The sequence below is a fragment of the Aeromonas sp. FDAARGOS 1417 genome, from assembly GCF_019046985.1.
Lineage (GTDB): Bacteria > Pseudomonadota > Gammaproteobacteria > Enterobacterales > Aeromonadaceae > Aeromonas > Aeromonas veronii.
On the sequence record NZ_CP077221.1, the window covers coordinates 3,782,481 to 3,800,000 of the forward strand.

Consider the following 17,520-nt stretch of genomic DNA (forward strand, 5'->3'; position numbering starts at 1 on the left):
AGTGACCACAAATAGAAGCGAGCGATACGATGAAAGTACTGATCATTGGCAACGGTGGCCGCGAACACGCTCTGGCCTGGAAGGCCAAACACTCCCCACTGGTACGTCACGTTTTTGTGGCGCCGGGCAATGCGGGCACCCAGCTTGAGCCGGGTGTCGAGAACGTCGCCATCGAGGCAACCGATATCGAAGGGCTGCTGGCCTTTGCCAAAGAGAAGCAGGTCGGCCTCACCATCGTCGGGCCGGAAGCGCCGCTGGTGAAAGGGGTGGTGGATGCCTTCCGCGCCGCCGGTCAGCCGATCTTTGGCCCGACCGCTGCCGCTGCCCAGCTGGAAGGCTCCAAGGCTTTCACCAAGGATTTCCTGGCCCGTCACGCCATCCCGACCGCCGAGTACCAGAACTTCACCGAAGTGGAGCCTGCGCTCGCCTACTTGCGCGAGAAGGGCGCCCCCATCGTCATCAAGGCCGATGGTCTGGCGGCAGGTAAGGGGGTGATTGTCGCCATGACCTTGCAGGAAGCGGAAGACGCGGTGCGCGACATGCTCTCCGGCAATGCCTTTGGCGAAGCGGGCTCCCGGGTGGTGATTGAGGAGTTTCTGGAGGGGGAAGAGGCGAGCTTCATCGTCATGGTCGATGGCGAGCACGTGCTGCCGATGGCCACCAGTCAGGATCACAAGCGGGTTGGCGACGGTGATACCGGCCTCAACACCGGCGGTATGGGGGCTTACTCCCCGGCGCCTGTAGTGACCGCCGAGGTACATCGACGCGTGATGGAGCAGGTGATCATGCCGACCGTGCGCGGCATGGCGGCCGAGGGCAACGTCTACACCGGTTTCCTCTACGCCGGTCTGATGATCGACGGCGCAGGCAATCCCAAGGTGATCGAGTTCAACTGCCGTTTCGGCGATCCTGAGACCCAGCCCATCATGCTGCGGATGCAGTCCGATCTGGTGGAGCTCTGTCTGGCCGCTTGCGCAGGCAAGCTGGATCAGAAAGAGGCCATCTATGATCCCCGCGCCGCTATCGGCGTGGTGTTGGCGGCGGGAGGCTATCCCGGCGATTACAGCACCAACCACCCCATCAGCGGCTTGCCGGTGGATGAAGTGGCGGGCGAGAAGGTGTTCCATGCCGGTACCCGCTTGGAGGGTGATACCAGCCTGACCGCTGGCGGCCGCGTGTTGTGCGCCACCGCCCTCGGCCACACTGTGGCAGAAGCCCAGCAGCGTGCCTATCAGCTCGCTGGCCGCATCAAGTGGGATGGCGTCTTCTACCGCAAGGATATCGGCTGGCGCGCCATTGCTCGCGAACAGGAGTAACTGATGCAAGCCATTGGCCAGCTGATTCAGACCCCGCTACGGCGGGGTTTTTTGTCCCTGTTTACCGCTTTCAACCATCCTCATGGTGCGCGTCACCTGCGTTCAATCAGTTACCAAGCGCAAACAAGCGCGGCATATTTGTCACTATTTGCCACAAAAAACAGCATTTTTCACAAACGTTTCACCATGAGTCATGGCATCATGCTGGTGATGAATTCTTGTTTGGATTCATAAGTACCCCTAACAATTCGAGCATGTCGTTATATAAGGAAATCCCATGTTGAAAACCGTCCGCCCCCTGCTGCTGCCCCTGATGTTTGGCCTGATGACCCTGCCTGTCGTGGCGGGTGATCTGGAACAGCCGATGAAGAAGATTGGCTTCAACTACAAGCAGGCCGTCAAGGCTGATGATGCAGCCACCATGGAGAAGCACATCAACGAGATGAAGGCCCAGCTGGATGTGGCCAAGCAGAAGAACATGCCGGCCGCCAAGAAAGAGAAATTCCTTGAAGGGATGAACGAGGTACAGACCGAGCTGGACGCCAGCCTGGCCGCACTCAAGGCGGGTGATGAGGCCAAGGCGCGCGAACATCTGGCCAAGGTCAACGACCTGAAGAAGGAGTACCACAAATATGCCAAGCAAAAAGGGTGAGCCCTTTCGCTGGGATCCGCTGGTTCGCCTGACCCACTGGGGCTTGGCGGCGGTCTGCATCGGCAACCTCTGGGTTAACGAAGCGGGGGAGGAGTGGCACGAGTGGCTGGGTTACGGCGCCATTGGGCTGGTCTCCTTGCGTCTGCTCTGGGGGCTCACTTTCGCCCGTGGCTACGCTCGCCTTGGTGCCCTCATCCCAAGTGGTGAGGATTTTCGCCAGCAAGCGCGCGAGATGCGTGAGCGGCAGCCTCCGGCACCGGGTCATCACGGCAGCGGCAAGCTGGCCGTGTGGGCGCTCTGGCTGGTTGTGCTGGCCACTGCTGGCAGCGGCTGGTTTCAAAATACCGAGACGGGATTTGAACTGGGGGCTGACGAGTGGCATGAGTGGTGCGTGGTCGCGCTACAGGGGCTGATAGGTCTGCACCTGCTGGCCATCGTCTTAACCTCCTGGCGTCAGCGTAGCAATCTGGTTACCCGGATGTTGCCCGCCGGGCGGCGATCGTCCATCCAGAGCGGCAGCAACGAGCAAACCTGAGGCTCAGCATTAGGCTCCTTGTCTCTGAGTGAGGCGCCTGATCCGGACCCTGCCCAGACCCGCCCATGGCGGGTCTTTTCTATGACCTCATCGAACTTATCACGGGACATTGCTCTATCCGCAGATGCAAAAAGGCCGCTCATCATGAGCGGCCTTTTCTAATTTGGTGGCCCCTGGGGGACTTGAACCCACGACCAATCGATTATGAGTCGACTGCTCTGACCAACTGAGCTAAGGGGCCAAATTGTGCGTTTAGCGGCGTGGATTATAGGGGAAGAGGAAAGGGCAGTCTATAGGCATATCAACCACTTGGCGACTAATTGTCCAGCTTGATTGAGGGCGCAAAGAGGGTCGCAAGGGTAAATGCCAGACAAAACAAAGCCCCGCATGGCGGGGCTTTGGCAGAGTAGTTTGACACAGGGTCAGGACTATTCGTCCAGGAAGCTGCGCAGCACTTCCGAGCGGCTCGGGTGGCGCAGTTTGCGCAGTGCCTTGGCTTCGATCTGACGAATACGCTCACGGGTAACGTCGAACTGTTTGCCCACTTCCTCGAGGGTGTGGTCAGTGTTCATGTCGATACCGAAACGCATCCGCAGTACCTTGGCTTCGCGGGCGGTCAGGCCAGCCAGCACTTCGCGGGTGGCGTTGCGCAGGCTTTCGCTGGTCGCCGCATCCGCTGGCAGAGCCAGGGTGGTATCTTCGATAAAGTCGCCCAAGTGGGAATCTTCATCATCACCGATGGGCGTCTCCATGGAGATAGGCTCTTTGGCGATCTTCAGTACCTTGCGGATCTTGTCTTCCGGCATGCCCATGCGCATGGCCAGCTCTTCCGGGTTCGGTTCACGACCCATCTCCTGCAGCATCTGACGGGAGATACGGTTGAGCTTGTTGATGGTCTCGATCATGTGTACCGGGATACGGATGGTACGGGCCTGATCCGCGATGGAGCGGGTAATGGCCTGACGGATCCACCAGGTGGCATAGGTCGAGAACTTGTAGCCACGACGGTATTCAAACTTGTCTACCGCCTTCATCAGACCGATGTTGCCTTCCTGGATCAGATCCAGGAACTGCAGACCGCGGTTGGTGTACTTCTTGGCGATAGAGATAACCAGACGCAAGTTGGCCTCAACCATCTCTTTCTTCGCACGGCGGGCTTTGGCCTCACCGATGCTCATACGACGGTTGATATCCTTGATCTGGGCAATCGACAGACCGGTCTCTTCTTCAATCTGCTGCAGCTTGCCAATGGCGCGCTGAATATCCTCGTCCATTTCAACCAGACGGGGAGACCAGGCTTTGCCTGCCTGCTTCTGGTATTCGAACCAGGCAGTTTCACACTCGTTGTTGGTGAAGGCCGCGACGAAGGTTTTCTTCGGCATCTTGGCCTGCTCAACGCAGAGCTTCATGATGATGCGTTCCTGCACGCGGACGCGCTCCATCATTTCACGCATGTTGTTGACCAGGCGATCGAACTGCTTGGGCATCAGGCGGAATTGACGGAATACATCGGCCAGCTGGGCGATGGCGGCTTGGGTATCTTCGTGCGCGCGACCATTCTTCTGAATGGAGAGACGGGTCACTTCATACTGGGCACGCAGTTCGCCGAACTTCTCGCGAGCGACTTCCGGATCCGGACCACCGTCACCGTCGTCGTCAGAGTTGTCGCCATCTTCGTCTTCGTCTTCTTCGTCTTCTTCATCTTCGTCGGCCAGATCGTCTTCGCCGAGTTCGGAACCGATATGCGTGGCGGTAGGCGCCATATCTTCAGTTTCGTTCGGGTCAATAAAGCCAGAGATGATGTCAGAGAGACGCAGCTGCTCGGCTTCGTACTTGTCGTACTGTTCGAGCAGGTAAGTAATTGCTTCAGGGTACTCGGCTACGGAGCTTTGTACCTGGTTGATACCGTCTTCGATCCGCTTGGCGATGTCGATTTCGCCTTCACGGGTCAGCAGTTCGACGGTACCCATTTCCCGCATATACATGCGGACGGGATCGGTCGTGCGACCAATCTCAGATTCAACTGATGCCAGAGCCTGGGCCGCTGCTTCGGCAGCGTCCTCATCGGCGGTACCACCTTCAGCCATGATAAGGTCATCGGCATCCGGAGCGTTTTCAACCACTTGAATGCCCATATCGTTGATCATCTGAATGATGTCTTCGATCTGGTCTGAATCGACAATGTCTTGCGGGAGGTGATCGTTCACCTCGGCATAGGTCAGGTAGCCCTGTTCTTTACCTTTGGCAACGAGGAGTTTAAGCTGAGACTGCGGGGTTTGCTCCATAGAACTCATCCGGTTGGTGTTGCTAGGTTGCGCGTACAGTGCGCTGCTGCGCAAATAGCCAATTCTAATAGAAAACCGCCAGACATGCTATGTCTGGTTGCGGCGTCGGTCATGAGAAACCCCTGCCCGCAGTATTGTCGGGGCCAGGCGGTTATAAAAATTTTGCTTTTCATCCCGTCGATTCGGGCAACGCTATCCATATTGGGACTAATCACTCAAATATCAAGCCCCACTCTCATTTCTTTTCTCAATTTGCACCTCTCTGATCAGCATCATCAGCTCTTGGGTTTCTTCGGAGCTTAGTCCTTCCTGAGCCACTTTGGCCTGCAATTCTTCGATCCGCTGTTTCAGAAACTGGTTGATGAAGCCGACGAAGGTGTCCTGCAATTCTCCCAGAATATCCGGCTCCTGATCGAGTTTGATCTCCTCGAACAGGTCGTGCATGGCCAGCTGAGCAAGGATCTCTCCCTCCTTGGTACCACGCCAGTGTTCCAGCAGGATACCGGTTGTGATACTAGGCTGTGCTAGGATCTGCTGGTGCAGTTGCAGCAGGAACTTGATGCCCTGTACGCGTAGTCCGGCCAATTCCGGCATGGGGGGAAGCTCAGCCGTTACTGCCGGATATTGCACCATCAGTGCCAGCGCACGCCGCAGTGGCGTCAGCTTGGCTGCCTTGGGTTTGTTGACTTCGGTCTTGGGCTGACTGTTGCGGGCAAAGAGCTCGGCGATGCGCTGCTTGTTCTCACCCCAACGCATCATGCTGGAGAGACGAGTGATCAGCCCTTCGCGGGTAAACCCTTCCGGAACGCGACGAATAAGCTCGGCGGCCTTGTTGGCTACTTCGAACTTGCCTGCCTCACCGGAGAGCGCCGCATCCCGGCCGAGACGCTCGAACATGAAGTCGGCGAACGGCTGGGCTTCATCGAGCAGGGCTTCAAAGCCCTCCTTGCCGATCTGGCGTACCAACGAGTCGGGATCCTCACCATCGGGCAGGAACACGAACTTCAGCTCGCGGCCATCCTGCAGATGAGGGAGGGCATTATCCAGCGCGCGCCAGGCGGCTTCACGACCAGCATTGTCGCCGTCGTAACAGCAGACCACCTCGGCGGTGGTGCGAAACAGGGTGTGGATATGGTCGCTGGTCGTTGCAGTACCCAGCGCCGCCACCGCATAGTCGATGTCGTACTGACCGAGTGCCACCACATCCATGTAGCCTTCCACCACCAGGATCCTGCGTGGATCCTTGTGTGCCTGCTTCACCTCGTAGAGACCGAACAGCTCCCGCCCTTTATGGAAGATGGGGGTTTCCGGCGAGTTCAGGTACTTGGGGGTGCCATCACCCAGCACCCTGCCACCGAAACCGATAACCCGGCCACGCTTGTCGCGGATCGGGAACATGATGCGATCGCGGAAACGGTCATAACTGCCCGGGCCATTGTCACGGGTGATCAGCATGCCGCCCGAGATAAGCAACTGCTCGTGATCCCGGCTGGCACCAAAGCGGCGGCGCACCTGATCCCAGTCGCTGGGTGCATAACCGATGTTGAAGCGCTTGACTACTTCGCCGGTCAGGCCACGTCCCTTGAGGTACTCCACCGCGTGGGGGGCACTCTTGAGATTGCTCTCGTAGAAGCGGGCTATCTGGTTCATCAGCTCGAACAGATCCTTGCTGACGGCGGGCTGGCTATTGGCCGAGCCGCCGATGCTCTGCTCGCGAGGCACCTGCATGCCCTGCATGCTGGCGAGCTCTTCGATGGCATCGGGAAATTCGAGACCGTCGTACTCCATGACAAAGCCGATGGCATTGCCGTGGGCGCCACAACCGAAACAGTGGTAGAACTGCTTCTCCTGGCTGACGGTAAAAGAGGGGCTTTTTTCGTTATGAAAAGGGCAGCAAGCCTGGTAGTTCTTACCGGCTTTTTTCAGCCGCACTCGCGAGTCGATCAGCTCGACTATGTCTGTGCGTACGAGCAGATCGTCGATAAAGGATTGGGGGATCCTGCCTGCCATAACCGTCCTGTTTCATTGCGGAGAAAATAAAAAAGCCGCGCATTCCAAGGGAAGCACGGCTTCTTCGACCAAACAAGAGAGTTGCCTGTTACGCCAAGCGGGTTTTCACCTGAGCACTGACGGCGCCGACATCGGCACGCCCCTGAATTTTCGGCTTCAAGACAGCCATGACCTTGCCCATATCAGCCATGACGGCAGCACCACTTTCAGTGATGGCTTGCTCGATCAGGGCGGCAATTTCATCTGCGGTCAGCTGTTGCGGCAGGAATTCCTGCAACACAACGATCTCGGCGGACTCTTTGTCGGCGAGATCCTGGCGACCTGCAGCTTCAAATTGGCTGATGGAATCGCGGCGCTGTTTGACCATTTTGGTCACGACAGCGAGGATATCCTCATCATTCAGCTCGATACGGGTATCGACTTCACGTTGCTTGATTTCTGCCATCAACAAGCGGATCGCTCCCAGACGTGCCTTATCTTTGGCAAGCATGGCGAGCTTTTGCTGATCCTTGAGTTGATCCTTCAGAGACACGGCAATATCTCCCGATTAGTACAGGCGGATACGACGTGCGTTTTCGCGAGACAGCTTCTTGGCGTGACGCTTTACAGCAGACGCTTTGGCGCGCTTACGAATGGTAGTCGGCTTCTCGTAGAACTCACGGCTACGAACTTCGGACAGGATACCGGCTTTTTCGCAAGAACGCTTGAAACGACGCAGAGCAACGTCAAACGGCTCATTTTCACGGACTTTGATTACTGGCATGTGCCTTTCACCTCAGTGATAAATTGTTAGCTGATCTTCAATCGATCAGCATGTCTTAAAATGGTGCGAAATTATACTCTGGACAGGGAATGAAAGTAAACCCGCAGAGATCGCTCTGGTTTAAAAAACCCGCGAAGGTTACCATAGCCGTCTCATTTTAGCAGTGAAATTTTTTAGCAATGCGTGTATTGGGCATAGAGACATCCTGTGACGAAACCGGGATCGCGATCTTCGACGATCAAAAAGGGATCCTTTCCCATCAGTTATACAGCCAGGTCAAGCTGCATGCGGACTACGGTGGCGTCGTCCCCGAACTCGCCAGCCGGGATCATGTTCGCAAGACGATCCCGTTGATCCAGGCCGCATTGCAAGAGGCGGGACTGGGCAAAGATGACATCGATGGCATCGCGTATACCGCGGGGCCGGGTCTGGTTGGCGCCATTCTGGTGGGCGCCACTATTGGTCGTTCGCTAGCGATGGCATGGAACAAGCCGGCTATCGCCGTCCACCATATGGAAGGCCACCTGCTGGCTCCCATGCTGGAAGAGAAAGCCCCCGAGTTCCCCTTCGTGGCGCTGCTGGTCTCCGGTGGTCACTCCATGCTGGTGCGGGTTGATGGCATCGGCAGCTATCAGCTGTTGGGCGAATCCATCGATGATGCCGCTGGCGAAGCGTTCGACAAGACCGCCAAGCTGATGGGGCTGGACTATCCGGGTGGTCCGCTGCTCTCCCGTCTGGCCGAGAAGGGCACTAAGGGGCGCTTCCACTTCCCCCGTCCCATGACTGATCGCCCAGGGCTCGACATGAGCTTCTCCGGCCTCAAGACCTTCACCGCCAACACCATCGCCGCCAATGGTGATGATGAGCAGACCCGTGCCGATATCGCTCGGGCGTTTGAAGATGCGGTGGTCGATACTCTGGCCATCAAGTGCCGTCGTGCTTTGAAAGAGACCGGTCTTAAGCGTCTGGTGGTCGCCGGTGGCGTCAGTGCCAACCGTCACCTGCGCGCCCAGCTGGCAGAGCTGATGGAGAGCCTCAAGGGCGAGGTGTTCTATCCGCGCACTGAATATTGCACCGATAACGGCGCCATGATTGCCTATGCCGGTATGCAGCGCCTGAAAGCGGGCGTGTTCGAACCGCTGGCGGTCAAAGCCGTGCCGCGCTGGCCGCTGGATACCCTGGATCCGGTCTGATCCGACGGTTCCCGCCTTCTGGCGTGGTGCTGAGTACCATGGTGGCCTACTACTCCGGCAATCCAGCAGCGGTGGTTATAGCGCAGCTGGTAGGCTGTTATAGTGTCTGCTGTCGCCGTGGTTGAGCCATCCGGATAAGAGGTCAGCCCTCTTGCTGTCAGACAGCCAAGCCAACCACAGAGTAAAAAGAGATAAAAAAATCCCCGCCAACTGGCGGGGATTTTTGTTTGGTAATCGGCAGGCGATGAATTACAGCAGGATGCCGCCGAAGAAGAAGCCCAGTGCCACGGCGATGGCGATGGTGGCGGTGCCCGGTACGAAGAAGGGGTGGTTGAAGACCGCCTTACCGATACGGGTGGAGCCGGTGTCGTCCATCTCTACCGCGGCCAGCAGGGTCGGGTAGGTCGGCAGTACGAACAGGGCGCTCACGGCTGCGAAGGAGGCAATCGCAGTCAGCGGGCTGACACCCAGTGCCAGTGCGGCAGGCATCAACGCTTTGGTGGTGGCGCCTTGTGAATAGAGCAGCATGGCAGCGAAGAACAGCACCACGGCCAGCAGCCAGGAGTACTGGTTCAGCAGGTCGCCAGCGATCAGCTGGATGGTGTCCATGTTGCCTTTCACGAAGACGTTACCCAGCCAGGCCACACCCAGTACGCAGATACAGGCGGACATACCGGACTTGAAGGTCGGCATGTTGGTCACTTGGGTGGCGTCCAGTTTGCACACCAGGGTCATGATGGTGGCCGCGGCCAGCATGATGCCCATGATGGCACCGTCACGGGGGATCGGCGGGTTGGTGATCAGGCCCACTTTACCGGAGATGGCAGTGGCATAAGCCATGACAGCAACGATGGCGGCGATGAAGATCCAGACAGACAGTTTGGCGTACGGTTTGATCTCGAGCTTGGTAGTACCACGCAGTTTGATCAGGCCCTTGGCTTTACGCTCCAGATAGACTTCGTCCTGATCCAGCGGTTTGCCCATCATGTTGGCAATGAAGGCGCCCAGGATACAGGCCAAGAAGGTAGAGGGGATGCAGATGGCCAGCAGGGTCAGATAATCAACACCAAACGGCTCGAGCATGCCGGAGAAGGCAACCACTGCGGCAGAGATCGGGGAGGCTGTGATGGCGATCTGGGAGGCGACAACCGCGATGGAGAGCGGACGGGATGGGCGGATCCCTTGCTCTTTTGCCACTTCAGCGATCACCGGCAGGGTGGAGAAGGCGGTATGACCGGTACCGGCCAGCATGGTCATCAGGTAGGTGACCACCGGGGCGGCGAAGGTGATGTATTTGGGGTTCTTGCGCAGCGCTTTTTCAGCCAAAGAAACCAGATAGTCCATCCCGCCTGCCAGTTGCATACAGGCGATGGCGCAGATGACGGACGCGATGATCATGATCACATCCCAAGGGATGTAGCTGACCAGTTGATCGCTCGGGATGGGCATGCCCAGACCCCACGTCAATACCAGTACCCCCAGACCACCGGCAAAGCCGATGCCGATGCTGCCTATCCGGGCCCCCAGATAGATAGCGGCGAGCACGACAAGTAACTCGATTCCAATCATAGCGATAACTCCATTTTTTAGTTTTTGGTTTTTATTTGGCAAAAAGCCAATTCCCGATCGGGCTGGGGATAAAGACCAATCGGGAACTGACTTTATGGGCCGGGAAGATCCCGGCCCACACTCGCTTATACGGCAGCTTCGCGGGTGAAACGCTTGGCTTTGTATTGCGGGTTCATCAGGTTCTCGATGGAGAGAATTTCGTCCAGCTGCTCGGCGCTCAGCAGGCCGCGCTCAAGAACGACTTCGCGGACGTTCTTGCCGGTCTGGGCACAGATCTTGCCGACGATATCCCCTTCGTGGTGGCCGATGAAGGGGTTCAGGTAGGTCACGATACCGATGGAGTTCAGCACGTGATTCATGCAGATTTCCGGGTTGGCGGTGATACCTTCCACGCACTTCTCGCGCAGGGAAATACAGGCTTTTTCCATCAGGCTCAGGGATTCGAACATCGCCTGACCAATCACCGGCTCCATGACGTTCAGCTGCAGCTGACCGGCTTCGGCGGCGAAGGTGATGGTGATGTCGTTACCGAATACCTTGAAGCAGGATTGGTTGACCACTTCCGGGATAACCGGGTTGACCTTGGCCGGCATGATGGAGGAACCCGCCTGCATTTCCGGCAGGTTGATCTCTTTCAGTGCAGTGCGCGGGCCGGAGGAGAGCAGACGCAGGTCGTTACAGATCTTGGACAGCTTCATGGCCAGACGCTTGATGGCGCCGTGCAGCATGACGTAGGCGCCACAGTCTGAAGTGGCTTCGATCAGGTCTTCTGCCGGCACATAGGCACGACCGGTGATCTCGGCCAGACGCTTGATAGCCAGTGCAGAGTACTCGGGCGGAGTGTTCAGACCGGTACCGATGGCGGTCGCGCCCAGGTTCACTTCCAGCAGCAGCTCCTGGCAGCGCTTGATGGACTTGATCTCTTCACGCAGGGTCACGGCGAACGCGTGGAACTCCTGACCCAGAGTCATCGGAACCGCATCTTGCAGCTGGGTACGACCCATCTTCAGGATGTTTTTGAACTCTTTCGCTTTGGCATCGAATGCCGCGATCAGGTGCTCCAGCGCGTGCAGAGTCACGTCAGTGCTGTTGACCACAGCAACGCGGAAACCGGTCGGGTATGCATCGTTGGTGGACTGGCACTTGTTGACGTGGTCGTTCGGGTTGATGACGTCGTAACGGCCTTTCTCCAGACCCATGATTTCCAGGGCGATGTTGGCCAGTACTTCGTTGGTGTTCATGTTGACGGAGGTACCGGCACCACCTTGGTAAACGTCGACCGGGAACTGGTCGAAGCATTTGCCGGTGTTCAGCATCAGGTCGCAGGCTTCTACGATCTTGTCAGCAATTTCAGGACGGATGGTACCCAGTTCACCGTTTGCCAGCGCAGCGGCCTTCTTGGTCAGCACCATACCGCGGACGAATTCCGGAACGTCAGAAATCTTCTGAGAGCTGATCTTGAAGTTCTCGACAGCGCGCAGGGTGTGCACACCGTAGTAGAGATCATTGGAAACTTCTTTGGTGCCCAGCAGGTCTTCTTCAATGCGGACGTTCTTGATGTCGCTCATTGTAATGCCTCAGAAATCAGATAAATGGAAAAATCCTCACCGAGTGGTCGCGAGTTCCTTGCGCACAGCTCATCCTGAAGCACCACACATCGAGTGGGGCGGTTGGGAGAATGACCTCCCGAAAAACTAATCAATATACTACTCCAATTGAGGTATCGGTTATTAGAGGTGGATCACTAAATTTGCGACATTTTCAAATTACTTTGAGGAAAGTACACATATGTTATGAAGTTTTTATCATGATGATTTTTATAAGTTTTTGTGACTTTTTGCTGATTTTTTAGATTGCTGATGACGTAGGGGTCAGTTGGCCAACTTGAAAAGAGGGGGGCTGCCCCCATTTATTCAGAGCAGAAAGTGGTGATGACGGGGCGGCAAAATCGCCTCTGACCATCGTTGGATGGGCGCCACTTTTTCTCAATTTACCGGTGCTGGAGTGGATATGGGCAAGTTGTTTTTGTTGTTGGTGGGTCTGGTTGTGCTGGAGCTCACCGTGATGATCGAGGTCGGCTCGGTAATCGGGGCGCTGCCGACTGTCGGCTTGCTCATCCTGACTGCGGTATTGGGCTCCTCGCTGGTGCGCAGTGAAGGGATCAAAACCCTGTTCAGCGCCCAGCAAAAGATGCAGATGGGCGAGATGCCGGGCCGCGAGGTGATGGGGGGCATGATGCTGGCGTTGGCCGGTCTGCTGCTGATTATCCCGGGTTTTGTCACCGACTTCTTCGGGGTCCTGCTGCTGCAGCCCTGGCTGCGTAACAAACTGGCTGACAAGCTGATCGGCAGCAGCCAGTTCCGGATGCAGATGGGTGGCTTCCAGCGTACTCAATCGCCGTTTGGCAACGCACCGTCCGATGATCATCTGGGGAACACCAAGCAGGGCGGCACCACCATCGAAGGCGAATTTGAGCGTAAAGAGTAATCGACGAGACGAAAAACCGAGGCGAGTGACTGAATCAGGGTTTGCCCTGATGGCACAAGGCCTCGAAGCGGTGTCGGGCATACCACCATGCGAGGGTGCCCGCCGCCAGATTGGCCAGCAGTATCCCCAGATATATCCCTTGTTCTCCTCCCAGCCTTGCTCCCAGCCAGGCTCCTGGCAACAGAAAACCAAACAGCCGCAATCCGTTGAACAAAAACGAGATACTGGATGCTCGCACGCCATTGAGTGCCGAGGCCAGCAGCATCACCATGCCCTGAAAGCCGTAACCGATCGGCACTAGATGCAGATAGAGAATGATGAGGCGAATGACCTGCGGATGATCGCTGAACAGATTGGCGATGAGTGGCGCCAGTAGCCAGGTCAGGCCATAGATAGCGAGCTGGAACAGCAACGCAAACCCCATGCAGCTCTGCAGTGCAGCCTTGGCGCGGGCCGGATTGCCAGCGCCGCAGTTTTGCGAGATGAAAGGGGCCAGCACGGAGGCAAGGGCCATCATCACAATCAGCAGCAGCGCCTCGACCCGCGACGCGGCACCGTAAGCCGCCACCACCTCGGTACCCAGTCCTGCAAAGATCGTCATCAGCACCGCATTGGCCAGGGGGTTGAGCATATTGGTAAAAGAGGCGGGGACGGCGACATGGAGCAGCGCCTGCCAGTGGGACAGCAACCGGGCCCGCGGCGAGAGGTGCCACAGCAGCAAGCCCTCCCGATGACGCAGGATATAGAGGCTGACCAGCATCGCCATCAACCAGGAGATAGAGGTGGCGATGGCGGCCCCGCGGATCCCCCACTCGGGAAAGGGGCCGATGCCGAAGATCAACAGAGGATCCAGTACCCCGTTGACCAACCCGGCTACGGCCATCACCAGACTGGGGGTTTTGGTATCGCCGGTCGCCCGGATGGCGGCATTGCCCACCATGGGCAGCACCAGCATGGGGACGGTGAGATACCAGATCAGCATGTAGTCATGGATGAGGGAGATAAGCTCGGCACTGGCGCCCAACAGGGTAAACAGAGGCTTGATGGTGAGAGCGCCCCCCGCGGAGAGCAGGGCCACCATGATCACCGCCAGAAACAGGCTGTCGGTGGCGAGATGGGCCGCCTCATCGTGTTTGCCCTGCCCCAGGGTATGACCGATCACCGCTGACAATCCGGCGCCCAATCCCATCGCCAGCGAGGTAACCACAAAAGTGACGGGAAAGGTAAAACTGATGGCGGCCAGAGCTTCGGTTCCCAGCATACCGATAAAAAAGGTATCGACCAGATTGAAGGCCAGAATGGCGATGATGCCGAAGATCATGGGGCCCGTCATCTGGCGCAGTACGACCGGAATAGGGGCTGTCAGCATGGGGTTGGTGCGGGTCAAAGGCTCGTCTCTACAGCTGGCTTTGAAGGTTCTTGCATGGAAACTGGGCGGCTTGAACCGACCTTGCACCAGAGTGCGGACATGGCTGAACCATCGAAGATGTTTATAGTACGTGAAAAAATTTTTTTTGTATTTGCCCTTGAAGGGTTAGCAACTCTGCCCCACATCAGGGACATATCCGATTTGGCCTGGAACGGCCATTCCTCAAAGCAACAATGAGACTCATTTTGGGAGAGTTATCGATGAAAATTCGTCCACTGCACGACCGCGTCATCATCAAGCGCATCGAAGCTGAAGCCAAATCTGCCGGCGGTATCGTCTTGACTGGTACTGCGGCCCAGAAGTCCACCCGTGGTGAAGTGCTTGCCGTGGGGACTGGTCGCATCCTGGATAATGGCGAAGTCAAAGCGCTGGCCGTGAAGGTTGGTGACAAAGTTATCTTCAACGAAGGCTACGGTGTGAAGACCGAGAAGCTGGATGGTCAGGACGTCCTGATCCTCTCCGAAACCGACATCCTGGCGATTGTCGAAGAGTAATCCATCCTCCTTTTCCCCGAATTGATTTAAGGATTGAAGAAAAATGGCAGCTAAAGACGTTAAGTTTGGTAACGAAGCCCGCATCAAGATGCTGGAAGGCGTAAACATCCTGGCTGATGCCGTCAAGGTGACTCTGGGCCCGAAAGGCCGCAACGTGGTGCTGGACAAGTCCTTCGGCGCCCCGACCATCACTAAAGATGGTGTTTCTGTTGCGCGCGAAATCGAGCTGGAAGACAAGTTCCAGAACATGGGCGCCCAGATGGTCAAGGAAGTGGCTTCCAAGGCGAACGATGCCGCCGGTGACGGTACCACTACTGCAACCGTTCTGGCTCAGGCAATCGTCAACGAAGGTCTGAAAGCCGTTGCCGCCGGTATGAACCCGATGGATCTGAAGCGCGGTATAGACAAGGCCGTTGTGGCTGCTGTTGCCGAGCTGCAAGCGCTGTCCCAGCCGTGCGCTGACAGCAATGCCATCGCTCAGGTGGGCACCATCTCCGCCAACTCCGACGAGAAAGTGGGCAAGCTGATTGCTGAAGCCATGGACAAAGTGGGTCGCGATGGCGTCATCACCGTTGAAGATGGTCAGGGTCTGGAAGATGAGCTGGCAGTTGTTGAAGGTATGCAGTTCGACCGCGGCTACCTGTCCCCCTACTTCATCAACAAGCAAGAGACCGGTTCCGTTGAACTGGACGACCCGTTCATCCTGCTGGTTGACAAGAAAGTCTCCAACATCCGCGAAATGCTGCCGGTGCTGGAAGGCGTTGCCAAAGCTGGCAAGCCGCTGCTGATTGTTGCTGAAGACGTAGAAGGCGAAGCCCTGGCGACTCTGGTGGTCAACACCATGCGCGGTATCGTGAAAGTGGCTGCCGTCAAGGCGCCTGGCTTCGGTGACCGTCGCAAGGCCATGCTGCAGGATATCGCCGTACTGACTGGCGGTACCGTCATCTCTGAAGAAGTTGGCATGGAGCTGGAAAAAGCGACGCTGGAAGATCTGGGTCGTGCCAAGCGCATCGTCATCACCAAAGAGAACACCACCATCATCGATGGCGTGGGTGATGCCGGTGTGATCGAAGGCCGTGTTGCCCAGATCCGTCAACAGATCGAAGAGACCTCTTCCGACTACGATCGTGAGAAGCTGCAAGAGCGCGTAGCCAAGCTGGCTGGCGGTGTTGCCGTGATCAAGGTTGGCGCAGCCACCGAAGTCGAGATGAAAGAGAAGAAAGCCCGCGTTGAAGATGCCCTGCACGCTACCCGCGCCGCGGTTGAAGAAGGTGTGGTTGCCGGTGGTGGTGTTGCGTTGGTTCGCGTTGCAGCCAAACTGGCTGGTCTGCGTGGTGACAACGAAGACCAGAACGTCGGTATCAAGGTTGCCCTGCGCGCCATGGAAGCCCCGCTGCGTCAAATCGTCATCAACGCCGGTGAGGAAGCCTCCGTCATTGCCAACGCAGTGAAGAACGGCGAAGGCAACTTCGGTTACAACGCTTACAGCGAACAGTATGGCGACATGCTGGCCATGGGCATCCTGGATCCGACCAAGGTAACCCGTTCCGCCCTGCAGTTTGCCTCTTCCATCGCCGGTCTGATGATAACCACCGAGTGCATGGTCACCGAACTGCCGAAGAAAGATACCCCTGCCATGCCTGACATGGGCGGCATGGGTGGCATGGGCATGATGTAATCATCCCCCCTTGCTCTGTTTGACAAACGGCTCGCTCAAGGCGAGCCGTTTTTTTATATCTGGCTAAACTGAGTCTGTTGAGACAGCAAATATGGGGGCGATATGAAAATGTTTGGTTGGCTGACACTACTGTGTTCATTGGTCATCATGCCGGTGATGGCTGCTGAGGCGCTGACTGGGCCGGTGATCCTGAAAGTCGGTGGCAACATCAGGTCGGCAGACGAAGTTGATGGCAAGGTGTTGTTTGATCTGGCAAAACTACAGGCTCTGCCGCAACATGAGATAGTGACAGGCAACCCGTGGGTGGATAAGCCGCACACCTACAGAGGCCCAAAACTGGCCGATGTATTGGCTGCAGTCGGTGCGGATGGCAAGACCATTACGTTGACAGCACTGAACAGTTTCCAGATCCGCATTGAATGGGACAAGGTTGCCAAATACGAGCCCATTCTTGCATGGGAAGACAATGGGGCTGTCATGCGGGTGCGTGACAAGGGGCCGGTCTGGTTTATGCTGCCTCTTGATCAATATCCGGAATTGAAGCGATCCGAATATACCGACATGATGATTTGGCAGTTGGATTTGATAGACATTCAGCACTGATAAAAACAGCACGGGAGCATGGGGTGAAAGGAAAGACCAGGGCGTGGCCACTGCTCGTCATTCTGTATGTATCCATCCTGTCGTTTACCGGGAGCACCCTCTATTGCCTGATGCAGATCCAGAATGCGACCAGAGCGATGGAGAAATACACCTATGATGTCTCCTGGGCGCTGATGCAGTTGCAGCTGGAGCTCGGGCGTTTCCTCAATGCGGTAGAGGTCTATCACTATGGCGGGATTGATCATGACACCTTGATGTTGCGTTATGACATTCTCTGGAGCAGAACGCCCATCCTGTTGAGCGGCCAGCTGCGCAAGAGCATGCAGGACAAGCAGAAAACCTTGCGTCTGGTGCAGCTGATTGAAACCAATATTCGCCAAATAGAGCCCGACATCACCAAGTTGCAAAGCGGGGCATCTGACTATCAGCAGATCATGATGCGCCTTGCCCCGCTGCAAGAGCCGCTCTCCTACTCCCTCGCTTCTGTGATGCAGAAGAACATTAAC

Annotated in this window: 17 protein-coding genes and 1 tRNA gene (1 of these 18 cut by a window edge); 10 read left to right on the top strand and 8 right to left on the bottom strand. The window is 56.8% G+C overall.

The genetic code is table 11. From position 1 onward, the window contains the following. The first annotated feature begins 29 nt into the window (after positions 1-29). Genes purD through I6L47_RS17520 form a run of 4 tightly spaced genes read left to right on the top strand, consistent with a single transcriptional unit; the run spans position 30 to position 2,503 of the window. Positions 30-1,316, top strand: coding sequence for a phosphoribosylamine--glycine ligase (gene purD, locus I6L47_RS17505; RefSeq protein WP_005341242.1), 1,287 nt, complete (start codon positions 30-32; stop codon positions 1,314-1,316). 3 nt (positions 1,317-1,319) lie between these two features. Next, a complete protein-coding gene (locus I6L47_RS17510) occupies positions 1,320-1,550 on the top strand; it encodes a hypothetical protein (RefSeq protein ID WP_216947974.1) in 231 nt (76 codons plus the stop codon). Between the two features lie 43 nt (positions 1,551-1,593). Next, entirely contained in the window at positions 1,594-1,968 is a 375-nt protein-coding gene (locus tag I6L47_RS17515) for a cytochrome b562 (RefSeq protein WP_139430050.1), read from the top strand. Continuing rightward, a complete protein-coding gene (locus I6L47_RS17520) occupies positions 1,949-2,503 on the top strand; it encodes a cytochrome b/b6 domain-containing protein (RefSeq protein ID WP_216947975.1) in 555 nt (184 codons plus the stop codon). Before I6L47_RS17515 ends, I6L47_RS17520 begins: the two co-directional genes overlap by 20 nt. A gap of 164 nt (positions 2,504-2,667) precedes the next feature. Here the strand turns inward: I6L47_RS17520 and I6L47_RS17525 are convergent. From I6L47_RS17525 to rpsU, 5 genes are all read right to left on the bottom strand, one after another. Continuing rightward, positions 2,668-2,744: transfer RNA gene (locus I6L47_RS17525), tRNA-Ile, on the bottom strand. Between the two features lie 187 nt (positions 2,745-2,931). Further along, positions 2,932-4,788 carry an RNA polymerase sigma factor RpoD gene (gene rpoD / locus I6L47_RS17530; protein ID WP_234898261.1) on the bottom strand — a complete coding sequence of 619 codons (1,857 nt, stop codon included), beginning with the start codon at positions 4,786-4,788 and terminating at the stop codon, positions 2,932-2,934. Between the two features lie 222 nt (positions 4,789-5,010). Continuing rightward, complete coding sequence (gene dnaG, locus I6L47_RS17535) at positions 5,011-6,798, bottom strand: DNA primase (protein ID WP_216947976.1); 1,788 nt, start codon at positions 6,796-6,798, stop codon at positions 5,011-5,013. Positions 6,799-6,886: 88 nt separating this feature from the next. Then, complete coding sequence (locus I6L47_RS17540) at positions 6,887-7,330, bottom strand: GatB/YqeY domain-containing protein (RefSeq protein ID WP_005349081.1); 444 nt, start codon at positions 7,328-7,330, stop codon at positions 6,887-6,889. 15 nt (positions 7,331-7,345) lie between these two features. Beyond that, positions 7,346-7,561, bottom strand: coding sequence for a 30S ribosomal protein S21 (rpsU, locus tag I6L47_RS17545; protein WP_005309452.1), 216 nt, complete (start codon positions 7,559-7,561; stop codon positions 7,346-7,348). 179 nt (positions 7,562-7,740) lie between these two features. Between rpsU and tsaD the strand changes: the two genes are divergently transcribed. Further along, positions 7,741-8,754 carry a tRNA (adenosine(37)-N6)-threonylcarbamoyltransferase complex transferase subunit TsaD gene (gene tsaD, locus I6L47_RS17550; RefSeq protein ID WP_005341236.1) on the top strand — a complete coding sequence of 338 codons (1,014 nt, stop codon included), beginning with the start codon at positions 7,741-7,743 and terminating at the stop codon, positions 8,752-8,754. A gap of 249 nt (positions 8,755-9,003) precedes the next feature. Here tsaD and I6L47_RS17555 read toward each other — a convergent pair whose 3' ends face one another. Beyond that, positions 9,004-10,323 carry an anaerobic C4-dicarboxylate transporter gene (locus I6L47_RS17555; protein ID WP_019444958.1) on the bottom strand — a complete coding sequence of 440 codons (1,320 nt, stop codon included), beginning with the start codon at positions 10,321-10,323 and terminating at the stop codon, positions 9,004-9,006. Positions 10,324-10,448: 125 nt separating this feature from the next. Beyond that, positions 10,449-11,891 carry an aspartate ammonia-lyase gene (gene aspA / locus I6L47_RS17560; protein WP_005340569.1) on the bottom strand — a complete coding sequence of 481 codons (1,443 nt, stop codon included), beginning with the start codon at positions 11,889-11,891 and terminating at the stop codon, positions 10,449-10,451. Positions 11,892-12,333: 442 nt separating this feature from the next. On the opposite strand from aspA, the gene I6L47_RS17565 reads away from it, so the two are divergent. Continuing rightward, positions 12,334-12,810, top strand: coding sequence for an FxsA family protein (locus tag I6L47_RS17565; RefSeq protein WP_201944313.1), 477 nt, complete (start codon positions 12,334-12,336; stop codon positions 12,808-12,810). Between the two features lie 34 nt (positions 12,811-12,844). On the opposite strand, the gene I6L47_RS17570 is transcribed toward I6L47_RS17565, so the two are convergent. Then, positions 12,845-14,197, bottom strand: a complete 1,353-nt coding sequence (locus I6L47_RS17570; RefSeq protein ID WP_216947977.1) for an MATE family efflux transporter — start codon at positions 14,195-14,197, stop codon at positions 12,845-12,847. 242 nt (positions 14,198-14,439) lie between these two features. Here I6L47_RS17570 and I6L47_RS17575 point away from each other — a divergent pair, with 242 nt between their 5' ends. From I6L47_RS17575 to I6L47_RS17590, 4 genes are all read left to right on the top strand, one after another. Next, entirely contained in the window at positions 14,440-14,733 is a 294-nt protein-coding gene (locus tag I6L47_RS17575; protein ID WP_005340573.1) for a co-chaperone GroES, read from the top strand. Positions 14,734-14,776: 43 nt separating this feature from the next. Beyond that, the gene (gene groL, locus I6L47_RS17580; protein WP_005340575.1) at positions 14,777-16,411 is read left to right on the top strand and encodes a chaperonin GroEL; all 1,635 of its coding nucleotides are present in this window, start codon (positions 14,777-14,779) and stop codon (positions 16,409-16,411) included. 102 nt (positions 16,412-16,513) lie between these two features. Next, positions 16,514-17,014 (top strand): molybdopterin-binding oxidoreductase, encoded by a 501-nt coding sequence (locus tag I6L47_RS17585; protein WP_005349099.1) that lies wholly within the window; start codon positions 16,514-16,516, stop codon positions 17,012-17,014. Positions 17,015-17,037: 23 nt separating this feature from the next. Next, a protein-coding gene (locus I6L47_RS17590) for a bifunctional diguanylate cyclase/phosphodiesterase (protein ID WP_005340581.1) crosses the window boundary here: on the top strand, positions 17,038-17,520 show its 5' end (the start). It continues 1,449 nt past the right edge of the window; 483 of the gene's 1,932 nt are visible here — the first part of the coding sequence; its start codon is at positions 17,038-17,040; the stop codon falls past the right edge of the window.